19 protein-coding genes and 1 pseudogene are annotated in these 16437 nt (G+C 65.1%); 8 read left to right on the top strand and 12 right to left on the bottom strand.

The annotated features are described in order from the left end of the window. Positions 1–347: 347 nt before the first annotated feature. The 8 genes from ACFSGJ_RS17515 to ACFSGJ_RS17480 all read right to left on the bottom strand — a co-directional run bounded on the left by ACFSGJ_RS17515 (position 348) and on the right by ACFSGJ_RS17480 (position 7245). A complete protein-coding gene (locus ACFSGJ_RS17515) occupies positions 348–575 on the bottom strand; it encodes a hypothetical protein (protein ID WP_390264828.1) in 228 nt (75 codons plus the stop codon). 131 nt (positions 576–706) lie between these two features. After that, positions 707–2194 (bottom strand): relaxase/mobilization nuclease domain-containing protein, encoded by a 1488-nt coding sequence (locus ACFSGJ_RS17510; RefSeq protein ID WP_390264825.1) that lies wholly within the window; start codon positions 2192–2194, stop codon positions 707–709. Between the two features lie 9 nt (positions 2195–2203). Then, complete coding sequence (locus tag ACFSGJ_RS17505; RefSeq protein ID WP_390264822.1) at positions 2204–2659, bottom strand: MobC family plasmid mobilization relaxosome protein; 456 nt, start codon at positions 2657–2659, stop codon at positions 2204–2206. Beyond that, on the bottom strand, positions 2656–2835 hold the full coding sequence (locus ACFSGJ_RS17500) for a hypothetical protein (RefSeq protein WP_390264819.1): 180 nt from the start codon (positions 2833–2835) through the stop codon (positions 2656–2658). Before ACFSGJ_RS17500 ends, ACFSGJ_RS17505 begins: the two co-directional genes overlap by 4 nt. 652 nt (positions 2836–3487) lie before the next feature. Beyond that, complete coding sequence (locus ACFSGJ_RS17495; RefSeq protein ID WP_390264816.1) at positions 3488–5581, bottom strand: type IV secretory system conjugative DNA transfer family protein; 2094 nt, start codon at positions 5579–5581, stop codon at positions 3488–3490. A gap of 197 nt (positions 5582–5778) precedes the next feature. Next, positions 5779–6288, bottom strand: coding sequence for a hypothetical protein (locus ACFSGJ_RS17490; RefSeq protein ID WP_390264813.1), 510 nt, complete (start codon positions 6286–6288; stop codon positions 5779–5781). After that, entirely contained in the window at positions 6278–6559 is a 282-nt protein-coding gene (locus tag ACFSGJ_RS17485) for a hypothetical protein (protein ID WP_390264810.1), read from the bottom strand. The genes ACFSGJ_RS17490 and ACFSGJ_RS17485 overlap by 11 nt, the downstream gene beginning before the upstream one ends. Beyond that, a complete protein-coding gene (locus ACFSGJ_RS17480; protein ID WP_390264807.1) occupies positions 6556–7245 on the bottom strand; it encodes an AAA family ATPase in 690 nt (229 codons plus the stop codon). Before ACFSGJ_RS17480 ends, ACFSGJ_RS17485 begins: the two co-directional genes overlap by 4 nt. 198 nt (positions 7246–7443) lie before the next feature. Between ACFSGJ_RS17480 and ACFSGJ_RS17475 the strand changes: the two genes are divergently transcribed. Next, on the top strand, positions 7444–7815 hold the full coding sequence (locus tag ACFSGJ_RS17475) for a hypothetical protein (protein WP_390264804.1): 372 nt from the start codon (positions 7444–7446) through the stop codon (positions 7813–7815). A gap of 416 nt (positions 7816–8231) precedes the next feature. Further along, positions 8232–9287, top strand: coding sequence for a replication initiator protein A (locus ACFSGJ_RS17470; RefSeq protein WP_390264801.1), 1056 nt, complete (start codon positions 8232–8234; stop codon positions 9285–9287). A 24-nt stretch (positions 9288–9311) separates the two neighbouring features. Here ACFSGJ_RS17470 and ACFSGJ_RS17465 read toward each other — a convergent pair whose 3' ends face one another. Both ACFSGJ_RS17465 and ACFSGJ_RS17460 read right to left on the bottom strand, forming a co-directional pair. After that, positions 9312–11597, bottom strand: a complete 2286-nt coding sequence (locus tag ACFSGJ_RS17465) for an AAA family ATPase (protein ID WP_390264798.1) — start codon at positions 11595–11597, stop codon at positions 9312–9314. Further along, positions 11572–12177 carry a recombinase family protein gene (locus ACFSGJ_RS17460; protein WP_390264795.1) on the bottom strand — a complete coding sequence of 202 codons (606 nt, stop codon included), beginning with the start codon at positions 12175–12177 and terminating at the stop codon, positions 11572–11574. Before ACFSGJ_RS17460 ends, ACFSGJ_RS17465 begins: the two co-directional genes overlap by 26 nt. Positions 12178–12394: 217 nt before the next feature. Here ACFSGJ_RS17460 and ACFSGJ_RS17455 point away from each other — a divergent pair, with 217 nt between their 5' ends. Genes ACFSGJ_RS17455 through ACFSGJ_RS17430 form a run of 6 tightly spaced genes read left to right on the top strand, consistent with a single transcriptional unit; the run spans position 12395 to position 15831 of the window. Further along, positions 12395–12622 (top strand): AbrB/MazE/SpoVT family DNA-binding domain-containing protein, encoded by a 228-nt coding sequence (locus ACFSGJ_RS17455; RefSeq protein ID WP_390264792.1) that lies wholly within the window; start codon positions 12395–12397, stop codon positions 12620–12622. Then, the gene (locus ACFSGJ_RS17450) at positions 12619–13014 is read left to right on the top strand and encodes a type II toxin-antitoxin system death-on-curing family toxin (protein ID WP_390264790.1); all 396 of its coding nucleotides are present in this window, start codon (positions 12619–12621) and stop codon (positions 13012–13014) included. The genes ACFSGJ_RS17455 and ACFSGJ_RS17450 overlap by 4 nt, the downstream gene beginning before the upstream one ends. Further along, a complete protein-coding gene (locus ACFSGJ_RS17445; RefSeq protein ID WP_390264787.1) occupies positions 12917–13324 on the top strand; it encodes a ribbon-helix-helix domain-containing protein in 408 nt (135 codons plus the stop codon). The genes ACFSGJ_RS17450 and ACFSGJ_RS17445 overlap by 98 nt, the downstream gene beginning before the upstream one ends. Beyond that, positions 13317–14474, top strand: coding sequence for a DNA cytosine methyltransferase (locus tag ACFSGJ_RS17440; protein ID WP_390264784.1), 1158 nt, complete (start codon positions 13317–13319; stop codon positions 14472–14474). The genes ACFSGJ_RS17445 and ACFSGJ_RS17440 overlap by 8 nt, the downstream gene beginning before the upstream one ends. Further along, positions 14474–15409 carry an Eco29kI family restriction endonuclease gene (locus ACFSGJ_RS17435; RefSeq protein ID WP_390264781.1) on the top strand — a complete coding sequence of 312 codons (936 nt, stop codon included), beginning with the start codon at positions 14474–14476 and terminating at the stop codon, positions 15407–15409. The genes ACFSGJ_RS17440 and ACFSGJ_RS17435 overlap by 1 nt, the downstream gene beginning before the upstream one ends. After that, entirely contained in the window at positions 15406–15831 is a 426-nt protein-coding gene (locus ACFSGJ_RS17430; RefSeq protein ID WP_390264779.1) for a very short patch repair endonuclease, read from the top strand. The genes ACFSGJ_RS17435 and ACFSGJ_RS17430 overlap by 4 nt, the downstream gene beginning before the upstream one ends. 11 nt (positions 15832–15842) lie before the next feature. Here the strand turns inward: ACFSGJ_RS17430 and ACFSGJ_RS17425 are convergent, their stop codons facing one another. Next, positions 15843–16070: a hypothetical protein gene (locus tag ACFSGJ_RS17425; RefSeq protein ID WP_390264776.1), complete on the bottom strand. Its 228-nt coding sequence runs from the start codon at positions 16068–16070 to the stop codon at positions 15843–15845. A 265-nt stretch (positions 16071–16335) separates the two neighbouring features. Next, positions 16336–16437 (bottom strand): annotated as a pseudogene (locus ACFSGJ_RS17420) (IS5/IS1182 family transposase); the annotation flags it as partial.

The following is a 16437-nucleotide window of genomic DNA, read 5'->3' as shown; positions in this document are numbered from 1 at the left end:
GCTTCAGCCGCTCCATCTGCTCGTCCGTCAGCCAGAAAAGATTGCTCATCATGCCCCCCGTCAGCGCGGAGCGCTTGAATCACGCAGGGGCGGCGACATCAAGCCAATCAATGGGTCCTGACCCTAAAGATGGTGCGGCAGTCTTTGGCCGCGAGGCTTGGACATCCAGCTACTATATGTAACCACTGCCGCCTCCCGGCCAAATAGCCGAAGGCGGCATGTTTCTCGGAACATACCAACCGTAGTTATGAAAGGGCTGCGAAACCCAAGCATAAATCTCTTTATGCTCACCTTAATTCTCGCAATTATTTATTAATAATTCAAGAATTACCTGGTTTATTTATTTATTACATCTTCGGCCCCGCCGGTTTCCTGAACCGCGGTTTCAGTGGCGGCGGCCGGTCGGGTGGGGGGCGGGATTCCGGCTTCGGCACGGGCGGCGGTGCCGTGCGCAGGAACTTCGACTGCTCCGCGAAGCGGGCAAGCAGGGTGGACAGGCTCGGGACGCGCCGCTTGATTTTCAGCCGTTTGCCCGGCTTGAGCATGCGCGACAGCAGGCGGCGGAAGTTGGGCATGAAGCCGGGCAGCAGCTCGGGCGGTTCCTCCAGCTCGTCCTCGTCTTCGTCGGGGTCGGTTTCGGCTTCATCCGTGGCAACCTTGTTCTTCCTGGTACGGCCCGGTTTCGGTTGCAGGAAACGCGAGCCGCCTACTTTACCCTGCCGGGCGGGCCTTCCGGCCCCCTCCCCTGCCTGAGCGCCTCTTCCCGGGCGCGGCGGTCTTCCTCGATCTGCCGCAGCAAGCGCTCGGCGCGCGCGGCGTCCTCGGCATAGCGCTGGCGGTCGGCCGCAAAACCGGCGTCCTGTTCACGCCGTTGCTGCGCGTGGCGCTCGTGCAGCGCCGCGATTTCCTCGGCCTTGTCCTGCGCCAAAAGCACCTCCATGTCGGCGCGTTCCCGCGCCTGGCGGGCATGGAGCTGCCGCCATTCCTTCTTGCGCTCCGCCAGCTTCTCCGCGCCACGGCCCGGATTCAGGCGGTTTTGCAGCGCCTCGATAAAGCCCTCGATGCCGCCGGCGGCTTCGCGCTGCTCCCGCTTCAGCCGCTCGCGCTCCGCCGTGTGCTGGCGATCGAGGCCGGCCAGCTTCTCGTCGATCTCGCGCGACAGCACATAATCGAGCTGGCGGGTCTCGGCCTCATGCCATTCCGCCAGCTTGGCCCTATCCCGCTCTTCGCGCGCGGCGAGCGCCGCCGACACGGCCGGATCGAGATCCGGCTTTCGCGTCTCTTCCGGCGCGGGAACCGGATCCTCGGCCGGGGACGGATGGTCGGGCGCGGGGGATTGCTCCGGAACCCGCAGGGGCTCCGGCGCCGCCAGTGCCGTTTCGGCGCGCGCCCGCTGCATGGCGGCCGCCTCCCGCGCGGCCGGAAGCGCGTCGCGGTCCACCTCCGCCATGAAGGCGCGTACCTCCGCCGCCTTCATCTTCAGCTCCCGGCCGAGGCTGTAGGTCTCGCCGGCGGCGTCCACGAGCACGAAATCCCGCTTGTCGCCCTTCGCCAGCACATAGCCCGCCTCCGCAAGCGCGGCCTTGAAGGCCGCGCCGCTGTCGCAGGATTCCTTGAGAGCGGCGATCTGCGCCCGCCGGTCGGCGACGGAAAGGCCGGCGCGCTCGGCCTGCTGCCATTCGGCATGATTGACCTCGGCGCGGGGGAAGTCGGGCTGTTTTTTGCGGTCGCGCTTGGCATGCTTGCCGGGGACGGGCTCATGCCCGAACTCCCGTTCGAGCCGCTGGCTGGCGCGTTCATGGGCGAGGTAATTGAAACCGTCGTCGCGCAGCGTCATGGTTTCGATGTCGGTGCGCTGCCAGACGACATGAATGTGCTGGCGGCCCTTTTTCTCATGCATGACGACGGCGCGGGGCTGGCCCTGAAGGCCCAGCTCCCGCTCGAGCACGTCCACCGCGCGCGCCCATTGATCGCGGGTCACGTCATAGCGGGCGTCGGGGTCGATGTTGACGTGATAGAGCCCCTTGGTGCCGCGCGTGCCCTCGGAAAGGGTCTGCCAGTCGCGGAAGGCCGCCGTGAGGTCGTCGGTGCCGGCATGCAGCTCCAGCACCTCGACGCGCTCGTTGGTGTCGGTGCGCTGCAGGTGGGCGGCGAGCTGTCCAGGTCCGCCGCGTGATCCCCCCTTGATGATCATGCGGCGCCGTCAGGACTTCGGGGGCGGGATGAATTTCGAGGCCGCCGGCGGCGGATCGAGCGCGGCGGGCGGGGCGTGATCAGGGGTCTTGCCAAGCGCCTCATAGAGGCGGTCGCGGATGCGCGCGTGATCGGCTAGAGTGTCCCGGATGTCCTGCAAGACCACGGCGGCGCTGCCGCCGGTATGCAGGTAGCGGGCGATCTGGTTGAGGTTGCTGCCGATCTTGCCGAGATGCCCGATCACCTCCCGCAGCGCCTGGGCGTCGGCGGGCACCTTCTTCTGCGCGCGCGGGCCGGCGTCCCCGAGCGCCGTCGCCCGGAGAAAGGCGGCCGCCGCGAGCCCCGCCTTGTCGGCGCGGGCGAGGAAGGCGGCATGCTCAGCCTCGGTGAAGCGCGCCTTCACCTGCCGGACGCGCTTCCGGGTCTCGGACTTGGGACGTTTCGGGGGCGGCGGGGTGTCGGTCATGCCGTGCCCTCCGGCATGATCCGGAGGCCGCGTGCATGGGCGATGATGAAAAGATCGACACGGCTGCCAAAACCGGCAGCCCTTGCCATAAGCCGCGCTCCGGCCAGCGGGTCACTGTCCGCCGCTTCGGCGGACAGGTCGGCAAGGTGCCAGGGCGTCGTCACATCATCCGCCATGCCCCTCCCCCTTTGGCTGCGGTCTCCCGTGCTGCGCGCACCGTTGTCCGGCTCCATGGCCGCCCCATGGTCGTCACCGGGACGAAACCCGGCCGAGGTGCGGGAACGGCGTGTCCCGCGCGGGGTCGAGGGGGCGCAAACCCCTCGTCAGGGTGCAGGGGCGCGAAGGCCGCCTGCTCGTCGTCCAGAGCGCGAAAGCTCTGGTCGTGGGTGCCGGGACGCGAAAGTCGCCGGCGAGTGGTCAAGGGCGCGATAGCCCTTGCCTGGGTTTCCAGGGGCAGGGACGCCCCCGGATGGTGTCGAGAGGCAAAGCCTCCGTCATGGGTCGCAGGGAGCACGAAGGCTCCCCGGACGGGTCCACGGGCTGTCAAAGCCCTGGTCGGGAGGGATGCAACGGGAGGGCGAAGCGCCGCCCTTGCCAAGCCAGCGCCCCCTATGGGGCGCGGAGGACGGGTACCCCGTCCATGGCTTGCAGCCGCTTCCAACGCATATTTCAGGATACCACGGCAAGCGTGGCGGCATGGGGTACCGCAGTATGCGGCAACGGCTTTCCCGTGCCGGTAAGTGCGCGCCGCGTCGCCTTCGGCGTGGATTCGGTCGGGCGGCGCGCGAGTCGCATCATAGCACGAACCGCCCAAACCGGCCTCCGGAATCATGACGCCGCGCCTTTCAGGAGCACCTCGCGGGCCTCGTTCAGGAGCTGCGCGAGGCCGTTGGTGCCGCCCGTGTCCGGATGCAGCTTTTTGATGAGCTGCCTGTGCGCGGCGGCGATCTCGGCGGGGGTCGCCCCTTCGGCCAGGCCGAGGACGGAGAGCGCCCGCCGCCGGCTCATCGGGCCGGAGGCCGGTTTGGGCGGTTCGGGCTGCTTCCGCCTGTGACCGTCCTTTTTGCCGCCCCGCACAACATAGGGGTTGTCGTCCCAGGCCAGCGGCGGCTCCCAATAGAGCTTCGGATAGGTGGCGGCGAGCGAGGCGAAGGCTTCCGCGATGCGCCAGTAATCCACGGGGCGGAGGTAATGCGGGCGGCCCTCGGGATTGAGGACGATCGCCACGTCCCGCCCCAGGGACAGCACCTCGTCGGGCATCAGCAGCGGCCGGCCGGTCTCGCCGTAGTTGACGCTTTCGCCCTTGGCCGCGCCGCCCGGCCCCAGGTTCTCGGACTCCCCCCGCCCGATGGTGCGCACGGTCATCTTGCCGAGCGTGTCGGAAAGGTACTTCGCGGATTCGAGGTCGCTGACGTTGCAGAACCACTTATAGGCGCAGTTGGAGAGCAGCGTGCCGGCGCCGGCGGCGCCGTAGATGTCCTTGAGCTGGTCGAGCCCCTGCACGACCAGGGTAAAGTCGATGCCGTAGCCCGACATGGTGGCGATGTCGCGCGGCATATCCTCGATGCGGCCCAAGGCGGGGAACTCGTCCATCAGAATCATGCAGCGGTGCGGCGGGCGGCCTTCGAGCGGATAGCGCTTGAAGGTGTGCATGGCCGCCGCCGTCATCAGCCGCAGCCATGTGCGCTGCGTGTCGATGCGGTCGGGCGGGATGACCAGATAGACCGTCACCGGATCGCGGATCAGGTCGGCCAGGTCAAAGGACGACGCGGCCGTGGCGGCCTTCACCTGCGGGTCGGAGAGGAACTTGGTGTTCTCCGACAGGTTCGCCATGATGCCGCTATAGGTCTCGTCGGCCAGGTCGAGATAGGGGCTGGCCATCTCCCGGATCGCGCCGCCGAAGGCGCTCGATGCCGCCATAGGCACCAGAAACCTGCCCGTGAAGTCCTTGCGGCTGAGGCTGACGATCTCGCGGGCGCGGGCGAGCGTCTTTTGCTCGCCCGGCTGATCCGTGATCCACAGGAGCACGGCGGTCAGCACATTGGCCGCGCTGCCCTGCCAGTAGCGGTCCTTGTCGCCGGGACTTGAAGGGCAGACCGCGCCCGCGAGGGACTGCGCGACCGCGACGGCGTTCGGATCGTCCCTGCGCAGCACGTCGAGCGGGTTGAAGGTGGCGGGCGGCAGGCCGCGTTCCTTGAAGGTCGCGGCCAGCTCACCCCACGGGTTGATGACATGCACCTCCTTGTTGAGCATGCCGTAGCGGACGCGGGCGGTGATGGCGGCATTCTCGCCCTTGGGGTCGATGACGATGGCCGATCCCGCATAGCGCAGCAGGGTCGGCACGATGACGCGGGTGCCCTTCCCCGTCCGGGTGCGCGCCACGATCAAAGTGTGATGTTCGGGTGTCGAGAGCACTGGCGCGCCGGGCTGCTGCGCGAGCGGCACCGCGTCCAGCTCGGGCGCACTGCTTTTCCCGAAAAACACGCCATGCACCGCATAGGCGAAGTTCGGCATGACCGGGCGCATCTCGGCGTAGCTGGCGGTCCCGTAGTTGTCGGACAGCGGCGGCGGGGTCTTGGGGGGCACCTGCCGGAAGCGTAAGCGCAAGAACCAGATAATCCCCTTCACGGCCGCCAGCAGGAAGGCGGCTGTGATCAGGGCACCGATCAGGAGGGCCGGCTTATAGGTCGGATCGGGGGGGAAGGCCGGACGCGGGGTGTCAAGCGGCCAGTTGAGCACCGCCAGCAGGGCGGTGAGCCCGAGGAATTGCGCCCCAATGATCAGTGCCCGTGTTTTCCACGGGCGGGGGCCGGGCGGTGCGTCCGCAAGACCGGCCAGGCGCCTCAGAAAGGGTGCGGCGGCCATGGCGGCGAAGGACAGGAGCAGCAGGAGGGGCAGGAGAAAGGGGAACTGTATCGCCATGCGCATCCCGACGCCGGGGAGATTGCGGCGGATGCCAGCCGCATAGTCGGCCCAGGTCGGCGTCAGGTCTCGCTCGTACCACGGGGTCGCGGCGAGCGGGTCACTCCACCCCTGCCCTATTGCCGGGGCCGCAAAGGCCAGGAGAAGGCCAAGGAGCACGACGAACGCATAGAGGTGGCGTCCGTGTGCCCTCAGCATCAGAAAGGCCCTCTCTCGGCCGCCTGAGGCCCGGATTGAGGGGGATCGGCAGGCACTGCCAGTTCGGGCGCGCCTTCGGCGGCGCAAAGGGCGTTCCATGCCTTTGCATAATGGGGATGACGGGTTGGATCGGTGGCGAGCTGGTGCAGCAGCATGTGCAGGTCGTTATGGACGCGCTGCGCCAGGGCAGCGCTCACCGGCGCGGGCGCGCGGCCTGCGGCCGCCGCGTCCAGCTCCGCAACATGCGCCAGCAGGCGCAAAAGCCCCGGCTGGACAGGGATCGTCACCGGCACGGGTTCGGCGGTGTCGTTCATGGCGGCGTCCACCAGCTCGTGCAGCCGCCGCACGTCCGGCAGAGCGTCGAAGGCGTCGCGAAGGCCGGCAAGCGCCGGATGCGGCACGGGATCGGGGGTATCCCCCTGCCCTACTTCCCAGGCATCGAGCGCGGATTGCAGCTCCGGTGTCAGGTCGTTTTCGCCGTCATCAGCGCGCGGCGGCTTATTTCTCATCGTAAGCCTCCATGAGGATTTCGAGGAATGCGCCAAGCGTATAGCGTTCCTTCTTCGCCATGGATCGAAAGCGGTGCAGCACGGCAGCGGGTGCTTTGATGTTGATTTGGGCGTCGTCCGGCCGCTCGCGGCTTGGAAAAGCGGATGCCTGATCGACGGCCTTCTTCGTGTCTAGCGGCGCGAAGACTTCGGCCTCTATTTTGCTGCGCTTCGGCGTGTCAAAGTCGTCAAGGCTGCCAAAATCGAGGGGCTTACGTTCCCCGGCCATCATGCTACCTCCTTCGCCGCGTCGCGATGGCGGCGCAGCTTGTCGATGACCTCGGCGGCAAAATCCTGTGCATTGAGGATCGCCGCTTCCAAGTTATTGACTTCCTTAGCGCTTAGATCGCGAACGGAGCCGCCGGCCGCGAAGATCGCGGAATAGGCATCGCGTTCGTGAATTTCCGTCAGAAAGGTGTCCACCTTGTCGCTCTGGCGGAACTGGCCGGAGACGAAGCGCGCGGTGCGCGACTTCGCAACGACCTTGGTTTGCGTGAAGAGCACGGCAAAGGGAATCGTGCGGCGTACCGCCTTCATGTCGCGGTGTATTTCCTCAATGACCGTGATCGCCGCGTTCGCGTCCTGCTGTTGCTCTTTCATCGGGATAATGACGAAATCGGATTGGCTGATCGCGTAGCTTGAAAGGCGCGAGGCCGTGCCTTCCAGGTCGATAACCACAAAGGTGGAGCTGGCTGCGGCCGCTTCGATCTCGTCGAGAATGGTTTTCTCGGATTCGTTCGTGACAATGCTGAGGTTTTTGGGGGCACCTGCCAGCTTCGCCCAAGCGGTGACAGGATGGCGGGGATCGGCGTCGATCAGGGTCACAGGCTTGGCCGTCGCCAACTCGCAGGCCAGAAGCAAGGCTGAGGTGGTTTTGCCGGAGCCGCCCTTTGAGTTGGCGAAGGTGATGGTGGGCATTGGCAGGGCTCGCATGGGTAAGGAGAACGGGTTTTTGGTACCCTACCCTATACCTAAGGTATCTTTCAATAGGATATCCTACAGTAGGCTACTATAGCCTAGGGTATCCAATGGTATCTGACGGTACCCTGTTAATGGATAGCTGACGCGCGCCGTGGTATCATGGTGACAGGGGTTTTCCCGAGAAGGTGGGGGATCGTGGAATGGACGGCCTGCGGGCGTGATTTCATCGAAGCCGACGTGATCCGCTGGCAGGAGCCGGTTTGGAAACCACAGCGCCGCGCGGCGGCGGGCCGGAAGTCCCGAAAACCTCCGGTTCGGATAGGACAACGGATCATCATCGGCCAGGTGGTGAAGATCGACAAGGCAGGCTGGGCGCATGTCGAGGTCGCGGACTGCCAGGTCGCGCCAAGCTCGGACTGGTGGAAACCGATCACGGGCTACGGCAAGGGTGAGCTGATCCGGCGGCAATGCGCCAAGATAGGGCAGGGGAGGGTGGACCGCCTGCTTTGGAGTGACGAAGGGGCTAGAGCCGCGATCGTTAGCCGCTCGCGCTTCATCGGAGCTTAGGCGCTGCCCTGTCCGCCTCTCCATCTTCATTGCCAAGCCTTTTTGGCCTCCCCGCTGGCGCAGCTGCGGGTGGTAGGTCGAGACCTGTCCGATAGTTATCCACAGGCGGAGCTGTCAGGAGAGGGTGTTAAATAGGTGTTAGAGTCAGTGTTAAGCGATTCCGGAAAGCCTTTAACTAACTGATTCAAGGGACTGAATCGGCTCCGGTTTTACGGATTTGGTATCTGAAACCCCGAATCGTGGTATCTGAAACCCCGAATCTCGGTGTTTAAAACCCCGAATCCGGGCGTCGGTATCTGAAACCCCGAACAGGGGGCGGGTGGGCACCTCGGGTATCTGAAACCCCGAATTATGGCATGCGGTATGTAAAACCCCGAATCACTTGACTTCGGTATCTGAAACCCCGAACGTAGGCCATGGTATCTGAAACCCCGAATCTGCCTGTCGTTCACGATGCGCTCCTGCCGGAGCGTCATCCGCAGTATGACCTGTTCATCTGCGACGTGGCGGATGCGGTGCTGAAGGACGTGATGCCGCAGATGGAGCATCCGTTCTACTCACTGTCGAAGAAGCCGGAGACTTCCGTTCGGCGCTACGAGCACAATGGCCAATGGCTCGAAATCACGCCGAGTGTGAAGGGGCTCGCCACGATCTACGACAAGGATATTCTGATCTATTGCATTTCGCAGATCATGGCGAAGCTGAAGGCGGGGGAGAAGGTTTCGCAGCGGGTGCGGATCAGCAGCCGCGACTTGCTGATCTTCGCTAACCGGGGCACGGCGGGCAAGGACTACAAGGCTCTGGTCGAAGCGCTCGACCGCCTTGAGGGTACGCGCATCCGCACGAACATTGTCACCGGCGACGAAGAGCAGGTGGACGGCTTCGGGCTGATCGATGCTTCCTCCATCCGCCGCAAGCACGGCCTCGACGGGCGCTTGCTGCATTGCGAGATCAAGCTATCGGATTGGGTCTTCAATGCGATCAAGAGCAATGACGTTCTGACGCTGCACCGGGATTATTTCCGGCTGCGCAAGCCCTTGGAGCGGCGCGTCTACGAGCTGGCGCGCAAGCATTGCGGCCAGCAACCGGGGTGGAAAGCCTCGCTTGAGCTGCTGCTGAAGAAATCCGGCTCGCAAAGCTCGGAGAAGCTGTTCCGGCAGATGATAAAGAACCTCGCGGCGAGCGATCACCTGCCGGATTACCGCGTGGAGTTCGACGCCAAGAAGGACATGGTGACCTTCACCAATCGCGGCACGATGAAAACCGCCGTGCCGGCCGCCGATGCGTGGCGCGGCTCTCTCGATCCGGACATTTACGGGGATGCCCGCAACGTCGCGCCGGGGTGGGACGTGCACTATCTGGAACAGGAATGGCGCAACTGGCTCGGGGAAAATGAAATCGTGCCGAAGAATCCGGAGCGGCACTTCGTGAAATTCTGCCAGAGCTGGTTTGAAAAGCGCGGGCGTCCCTGATTGTGCAGTCGTGTTCAGGCTTTCCTATGCTTGTAGGGCGTTGACGATTCGCAGGGTGCGCCGCGTGAAGCCGGTCAGCTCGCTCGGATCGATCTGGTCCGGCGTGGCGTCGGCCATGTTCTCTCCGTGGTGATACTGGCTCGTGTAGCCGTTGATCTGATCCAGCTCGTCATAGAGCGCCTGCGCGGGATGAACCTCGCCGCCCTCGCGTATCTTCCGCACCATGTCGCCCAGCCAATCATCGGCAAGGAAGCTACCCGGATAGGTCGTCCGACAATAGGTTTCGAGGACGACGCGCATCTTGCGGATGATGTCGAGCAAGCCGCCGGCGCCGCTGGTGAGATAAGTTTGCAGGTCGTCAATGTCGGTGGCCGTCCGGCCCCGGCAGGCGTGTTCGAGGTCCACCGGCATGATCTTCGAGCCTTGGGCGCGGTGATCGGCTATTGTCAGCGCGACACGCTCGGCGGCCGGCGCCTTGTCCCATACCTGCTTGAGGAAAGTGGTATCGTGGGAAAGCACGATAACCTGGGCGCACTTTCCGGCCACCTTCATGATCTCGTGCACGGTCTGTCGGCGTCGAAAAGCGTCCTGACTGTTAAAGGGATCGTCGAATATGACCAGCTTTGCGGCTGCTGCCGGATCGCGCTCCAAGTGCGCGAGGAAAAACGCGAGGGCGAGAGTGGTGCGGTCGCCGGCGCTGAGGGTGTTCTTGAAGCTCGGCCGATCCCCCGGCGTCTTGCTGTCGCCAAGGTCAACGGCCGTGTCGTTGATGACGAGCTGATAGCTCGATGTGGCGACGCCGCCGGGGTAGGCGTGTTTGGTCTCGGTGATGGTGAAGCCGGCGTTGAACGCGGCCAGATAGTCATTGATGCGCCGCTCGTAGGGCTTCACCACGGTCTTTGTGTGCGCGTCGAGCTGCTTCCTTACGGCCTCCTTGCGTGCCTCGATGGCGTCCTTTTCGCCGGAGAGCTTCGTATAGGCGGCGCAAAGGTCCGACACGTCCGCACGGTGCCGGGTCTGGATTGCCGTCAGGCGGGCCAGCTCGGCCTCGGCGGCCTTGAGGTCGCCCGCGTCGGCGGCCGCCTTCTTGTCGGCAATGACGACATTTGCCGCGCGGATCGCGGTATTCGCCGCCTCGATGGCGGCGGCCGCGCGGTCATAGGCGGCGCGGGCGGCGGTGAAATCTTCATCCGGCGTGATCCTATCGAGCGGCACGGCCGCCTTGCGGTCGAGAAGCCCGATCGCGGCGGCGGCAAGCGCGCGGATCGCCCCGACGGCCTCGGCCGACAAGGCGAGGGCAGGGGCCTCGATCGCGCAATACTTCTGCCAGAACTCAATGCCGCCCTTGTTCTGCTCCGCGACGGTGCCAAGGCGGGCCAGGGCGGCATCGCCCATGTCCCGCGCGACGCCCGCTTTCATGGTGGCGATCTCTCCGGCAAGCGCCTCGTAACGCTCGCTGAATACGGCCCGGAAAGCGGCGATCAGCGGAAGGCCGCGAATGTCCTGCCCGCAGAAAGGGCAGGTATCGTCGGCATGGCCGAGGCCATCCGCGATCCAGTTGCCGCCGCTGGCCGTCATGCCATGCGCGGCCAGGTGTGCCGACAGCCTTTGCTCCGCGTCCTGCGCAATGTCGTCGATGGTGCGGGCCAGCAGGTCGGTAAAATCCGCCGGCAGGGTCGGAATGGCAAATTCCGAGAGGGCAGGGCGGGCGCGCAGCGCCCCGGCCTGCCGCAGCGCGTCCACGCTGCGCGCCTGCGCGTCGATCTGCGCGGCAATATCGGCCGTCTCTGGCAAGGTAATGAAGGCGTCCAGCTTCATGCCGGCCGGCACATGCGGCTGAACCGCCTTGCCCGCCGTGCTGATCTCGCCGGTCTTGGCGCGGCTCTCGGCAGCCAGGTCGGCATCCTGCGCCGCGAGCTTCACGCCGGCATCGCCGACGATGACGCGATAGAGGTTGCGCTTGTGCTCGATGTCCACGACCTCGCCGGAATGGACATTCTCCGCGACGAACACGCCGTCGAAGATGGCGATTTCCGGCTTGGTCGCGCTCCATGCCGCGCCGTCGAAGCGGGCTTGGCCGCCGTCCAGCAACAGCTCGATCGTCGGCGCCTCGGCTGTGCCAAGGGTCTTGCGGCCGAGGATATGGGTCGGTTCGCCGGTTTGCAGGGAGCGCAGGACGGCACAGAGCGTCGTTTTGCCGTAGCCGTTCGCCCCGGCGATGAAGGTGTGCTTGGCAAGCTGCGGATTGCCGGGCGCGGCCGAGTTGTGGAATCGGCCGACGTTTTTAATCCCGATGATCTTCTTGAGCACTTGTTTCCCCCTGTCCTTCGATACCGGCACGCCCGCCCGGCAAATGCCGGTAGAGCGTCGCCGGCGAAACCTTCAACCGGGCCGCCACCTCGTCCACGGTGATCGCCGGATCACTGAGCAGCGCCTTGGCGGCCGCCAGGTCGGCGGCGGACAGGGCAGGGGGGCGGCCGCCCTTGCGGCCGCGCTCCCGCGCGGCCTTGAGGCCGGCGCGGGTGCGTTCGCGGATCACGGATCGCTCGAACTCGGCAAGCGCGCCGAAAATGTGAAAGATGAGCTTGCCGCCGGCGGTCGTCGTGTCGATCGCCTCCGTCAGGGAGCGGAAGCCGATGCCCTTGGCTTCAAGCTGGGCGACGGTCTCGATGAGCTGGGGTAGGGAACGCGCCAGGCGGTCAAGCTTCCAGACGACAAGGCTGTCCCCGGATCGCATGTAGGACAGGGCGGCGGCCAGTTCGGGCCGGTCGCGCTGCGCGCCGGATGCCTTCTCGGTGAATACCTTTTCGCAACCCGCCGCCGTCAGGGCGTCGAGTTGCAAGGCGGGATTCTGATCCTGCGTCGAGACGCGGGCATAGCCGACAAGCATGCAAACCTCTTAAAACTCGTCTCACTATGGGGGAATTGAGAGACGAATTTCAAGAGATAGTTTTGAGAGACAAGAGGGCAGGGGTGTCGGCTGCCCGCGTGGCTTCAAGCGCGGCCTCTCGGAAACGACCGTTTTTGAGAGCGTAGCCGTATCCTCATGACGCTTGCCGGAACCCCCAAAAGTTATTACAATGGTAATAACATGAAGGAGATTCGCAATGGTCGAGCTGAAAGTGCGGAAGTTCGGGAACTCCCTCGGGGTGGTGCTGCCCAAGGAAGTGATCTCGCGCCTGAACACCCAGGATGGCGCGCCGCTGTATCTGACCGAGGCCCCGGAGGGGGGCTATCGGCTGGTGCCCTATGATCCCGATTTCGAGAAGAAGATGGCGAAAGCCGAGGACATCATGCGCCGCTACCGCGACACGCTGCATGTTCTCGCGCAATGACGGCGTTCGTCTGGATAGACGAACGGGACGCCCTGATCCTGCATGACCGCTTGCTGGTGCTGCACGGCGGCGCGTCCGGTGTGCGGGATGATGGCCTTCTCAAGTCCGCGCTCGCACGGCCGCAGCAGCATGCGGCCTATGCCGAGGCGCCGGACCCTGTGCGGCTCGCGGCCCTCTACACGGCCGGAATCGTGAAAAACCACCCCTTTATCGACGGGAACAAGCGCACGGGCTTTGTGCTCGGCGTGCTGTTTCTGGAACTGAACGGCTACCGCTTCACGGCCTCGCAAGAGGATGCCGCGAACGCGGTCCTCGCGCTGGCGGCGGGGCAGATGGATGAACACGGCTATGCCGCCTTCCTGGCCGCCAACGTCGTCCCGAGCGCGGCGTGACGCTTTCAGGAAACCCCATCCGGAACGGATAGGGAACCTTTTGCTTGTCCTCGGCCGCGGACAATGGCATCATTCCGCTGCGGGTTGCTGCAAGTCGCCGCGGAGAGATTCTATGGGAAAAAGCGGCCGTGATTCGGTCAGGGTAACGACGACGCTGACCCGTGAACAACACGCGGAGCTTGAGCGCATCGCCAAGCAGAACGGGGTAACGGTCGCGTGGTTGGTCCGGCGCGCGGCGGAACGGTTAATCGAGCAGGCCAGCGGACCCCTGTTTTCCTTGGACCTTGGAAGGGGGGACGAGCATGCGTAGTGTCGAGCTGTTCAGTGGGTGCGGGGGACTTGCCCTCGGTCTGTCCAGGGCCGGTTTTCATCATGAGTTGATGGTGGAATGGGATGACGATGCCGTCAGCACCGTCCACCACAACAAGCGGCGGCGACTGCGCCATATCCGCGACTGGCCGCTGGAAAAGCGCGACGTGCGCGAGGTTGATTGGCATGCCTACGCCGGGCTCGATCTCGTGGCGGGCGGCCCGCCGTGCCAACCCTTCTCCATCGGCGGCAAGCACCGCGGGCATGAGGACACGCGCGACATGTGGCCGGAAGCGATCCGTGCCGTGCGGGAAATCCGCCCGCGGGCGTTTCTATTCGAGAACGTGCGCGGTCTCGCGCGCCCCGCTTTCGCGGATTATCTCCGCTGGATCGTCGCGCACCTTCGCCACCCCGAGCTGACCCGGAAAAGGGGCGAGGATCACGCGCGGCATGCCGACCGGCTTGAAAAGGCCAGCCTTCCGGCCGCGTATGAAATTCTGGTGTTCCAGGTGAACGCCGCCGATTACGGCGCGCCGCAGAAGCGCCACCGCGTCATCGTCGCCGGCGTCCGTTCCGATCTTGATCCGGTATTGGCCCCGCCGCCGAAAACCCATTCCAGCGAGCGCCTTCTGTGGGATCAATGGATCAGTGGCGACTATTGGCGGCGGCATGGCCTCGCCATGCCGAAAGAGAATGCCATTCCTTCCGCGGATCGCGCGGCGGTTAGACGGTTGCGCTCCCAAAAAGTCCCGCCGCCCGAACGGCCGTGGGTCACGGTTCGCGACGCGCTTGCCGACCTCGGTGATCCGAACGGGCAAGGCAATCATGTATTTCAGGCCGGCGCGCGGGTGTATCCGGGACATACCGGAAGTCCGCTCGACCAGCCCGCGAAGGCGCTCAAGGCCGGCGATCATGGTGTCCCCGGCGGGGAGAACATGATGGTTCGCGACGACGGCAGCGTGCGCTATTTCACGACGCGGGAAGCGGCGCGCCTTCAGGGGTTGCCGGACACGTATCATTTCCCGCGGTCATGGACGGAAAGCATGCGGCAGCTCGGCAACGCCGTGCCCGCGCAGCTCTCGGAGGCGATGGGCGACTGGCTGACCGCCGCGCTGAAGGACAACGAGGGCGCGCGGAACGTGGCGGCATAATGGCGCGGAAACCGAGAGCTCCCGAACAATCCGTCATCGAGGAACTGCGCGAACGCCTGACGCGATTGCGCGAGATGCTGCCGACCTTAAGCAAGCCGGCCGCCAAAAGGGCGATGACCGAGCTGCTTTCCTTGATGGGGGAGATCGAGGGCGCGCGCGCCGATCTTGACCCGATCAAGGACCCCGGCGCGTGGTTTGATCCGGCCGATCCGGACACGGCGGGGCGGCTGGTCGCGTTGGCGCTGATCGCGCAAGAGCGCGTCCGGCTGGATCGCATTGCCCGAACCTACGGCTCCGGCGTTTACGCTATTTACTATCGCGGGGATCACCCCGCCTATACCGCAGTCTCCGGCACGGAAACCCCGATGTACGTGGGTAAGGCCGATCCCAAGAACGCCAACGCGCGCTTGCCGCGCGAGCAAGGTCCGCAGCTCTACGGGCGGTTGGCTGATCATCGCCGGATGATCCTGACGGTCGGGGAATACGCAAAGCGCGAGGGGCTGACGCATCCCTTGCGGATCGAGGATTTCGAGGCGCGCCGGCTGGTCTGCGCGACGAACGCGCAACTGGTGGCGGAGCGGCACCTGATCGGCACGTTCAAGCCGGTCTGGAACAATGAAATCGGCATTTGCTGGGGAATCAGCAAGCACGGCGACGCGGCGACCACGCGCGCCAACAAGCGGTCTCCCTGGGATGTGATGCATCCCGGCCGCGCGTGGGCGATGGCCGAGTCCCTGGCGGATTCAAATTCGCCCGAGGACATCACTCGCCGGCTGGGCGAGCATTTCGAGCAGAACCCGCCGTTCCTCGATACGGTCGGCATCGTGCAGGGCTTTCTGGCATCCTTCGTCCAGAACGCCGCCCTCTCGCCCGAGGAACCTTCCGAGGACAGCACGGAAATGCTGGCGGAAGGCGAGCCGGACGCATCGGAATGACCGCCGTCGATCCCGCGCGCAGCGCCCAGATGGCGCGGGTGCGCGGGCGCGACACCAAACCCGAAATGCGCGTCCGAAAAGTCCTGCACGCGGCGGGTCTCCGTTACCGTCTACATGTGCGGCGCCTGCCGGGCGCGCCGGACCTGGTGTTTCCGAGCCGGAGGGTCGCGCTTTTCGTGCATGGATGCTTCTGGCACCGGCATCCCGGTTGCGCGGCCGCGCGCTTGCCGAAGTCACGGCTGGAATTTTGGGAGCCAAAACTTGTCGGCAACGTCGAACGCGACAAGCGGAACCGCGCGGCGCTTGAGGCCGCGGGCTGGAAAGTGATGGTGATATGGGAGTGCGAAACGCGCGACCGTGACGCGCTCGCGCGCCTCGCGGAAAACATCCGCCGGCAGCGCCCGAAAAAGACGGAAGGTTGAGAGGCGAGGCGCTACGCCTCGCCCTCGGCCGCCAGCATCACGTCGATGTAGGCGACGGGACCGCCGGCGGCGATGACCGATGAGGCATTAAGGGCATGTCGGAACAGGCCGTCCGGCGCGATCGGCAGGGGCACCGGGCTGTGCACGTCGATCAAGGCCATGCCATTCAGCCAGCGGCGATAGGTGATTTCCAGCTCGACGCCGTTCCAGTCCATGCGGTGATATTCGGTGTTTTTCATGTCTTTAGTCCTCCCTGTTGGTGGTCTAGATGCGCCAAAGGGATTGCCGCGCGCACAAGCCTGATCCGTCACCGCCGCCACGCGGCGGGAAACAGGAAACACGGGAGCGCAAGCGAAGGAGCGGGCATCCTGTTGACGGGCAGGCGCGCGCGGCACCTGTCGGGCGCCAAGAATCGAGACACCCCACACGGGGGCTGCTCACAAGAAAAACGCCGATCCCCGAAGGGACCGGCGCTTTCGGCTTAGGCTCCAGACTCATTGATTTTCAAAGCCAGAAGATGACGGTTGCGGCGAGAGCGACGGCGGAGAGGAAGGTCGTGGCGCATCTGTCATAGCGTGTGGCGATACGGCGCCAGTCCTTCAGCCT

It is taken from the genome of Halodurantibacterium flavum (genome assembly GCF_042681825.1).
Lineage (GTDB): Bacteria > Pseudomonadota > Alphaproteobacteria > Rhodobacterales > Rhodobacteraceae > Halodurantibacterium > Halodurantibacterium flavum.
Note: the sequence above shows the minus strand (reverse complement) of the source record. Positions and strands in the feature narration are given on the sequence as shown.

Excerpts from the sequence above, each read along its gene's own strand:
- ACFSGJ_RS17515 (WP_390264828.1), bottom strand. The coding sequence starts at position 575 with ATGCCCAACTTCCGCCGCCTGCTGTCGCGCATGCTCAAGCCGGGCAAA.
- ACFSGJ_RS17510 (WP_390264825.1), bottom strand. The coding sequence starts at position 2,194 with ATGATCATCAAGGGGGGATCACGCGGCGGACCTGGACAGCTCGCCGCC.
- ACFSGJ_RS17505 (WP_390264822.1), bottom strand. The coding sequence starts at position 2,659 with ATGACCGACACCCCGCCGCCCCCGAAACGTCCCAAGTCCGAGACCCGG.
- ACFSGJ_RS17500 (WP_390264819.1), bottom strand. The coding sequence starts at position 2,835 with ATGGCGGATGATGTGACGACGCCCTGGCACCTTGCCGACCTGTCCGCC.
- ACFSGJ_RS17495 (WP_390264816.1), bottom strand. The coding sequence starts at position 5,581 with ATGGCGATACAGTTCCCCTTTCTCCTGCCCCTCCTGCTGCTCCTGTCC.
- ACFSGJ_RS17490 (WP_390264813.1), bottom strand. The coding sequence starts at position 6,288 with ATGAGAAATAAGCCGCCGCGCGCTGATGACGGCGAAAACGACCTGACA.
- ACFSGJ_RS17485 (WP_390264810.1), bottom strand. The coding sequence starts at position 6,559 with ATGATGGCCGGGGAACGTAAGCCCCTCGATTTTGGCAGCCTTGACGAC.
- ACFSGJ_RS17480 (WP_390264807.1), bottom strand. The coding sequence starts at position 7,245 with ATGCCCACCATCACCTTCGCCAACTCAAAGGGCGGCTCCGGCAAAACC.
- ACFSGJ_RS17470 (WP_390264801.1), top strand. The coding sequence starts at position 8,232 with ATGGTATCTGAAACCCCGAATCTGCCTGTCGTTCACGATGCGCTCCTG.
- ACFSGJ_RS17460 (WP_390264795.1), bottom strand. The coding sequence starts at position 12,177 with ATGCTTGTCGGCTATGCCCGCGTCTCGACGCAGGATCAGAATCCCGCC.
- ACFSGJ_RS17455 (WP_390264792.1), top strand. The coding sequence starts at position 12,395 with ATGGTCGAGCTGAAAGTGCGGAAGTTCGGGAACTCCCTCGGGGTGGTG.
- ACFSGJ_RS17450 (WP_390264790.1), top strand. The coding sequence starts at position 12,619 with ATGACGGCGTTCGTCTGGATAGACGAACGGGACGCCCTGATCCTGCAT.
- ACFSGJ_RS17445 (WP_390264787.1), top strand. The coding sequence starts at position 12,917 with ATGCCGCGAACGCGGTCCTCGCGCTGGCGGCGGGGCAGATGGATGAAC.
- ACFSGJ_RS17440 (WP_390264784.1), top strand. The coding sequence starts at position 13,317 with ATGCGTAGTGTCGAGCTGTTCAGTGGGTGCGGGGGACTTGCCCTCGGT.
- ACFSGJ_RS17435 (WP_390264781.1), top strand. The coding sequence starts at position 14,474 with ATGGCGCGGAAACCGAGAGCTCCCGAACAATCCGTCATCGAGGAACTG.
- ACFSGJ_RS17430 (WP_390264779.1), top strand. The coding sequence starts at position 15,406 with ATGACCGCCGTCGATCCCGCGCGCAGCGCCCAGATGGCGCGGGTGCGC.
- ACFSGJ_RS17425 (WP_390264776.1), bottom strand. The coding sequence starts at position 16,070 with ATGAAAAACACCGAATATCACCGCATGGACTGGAACGGCGTCGAGCTG.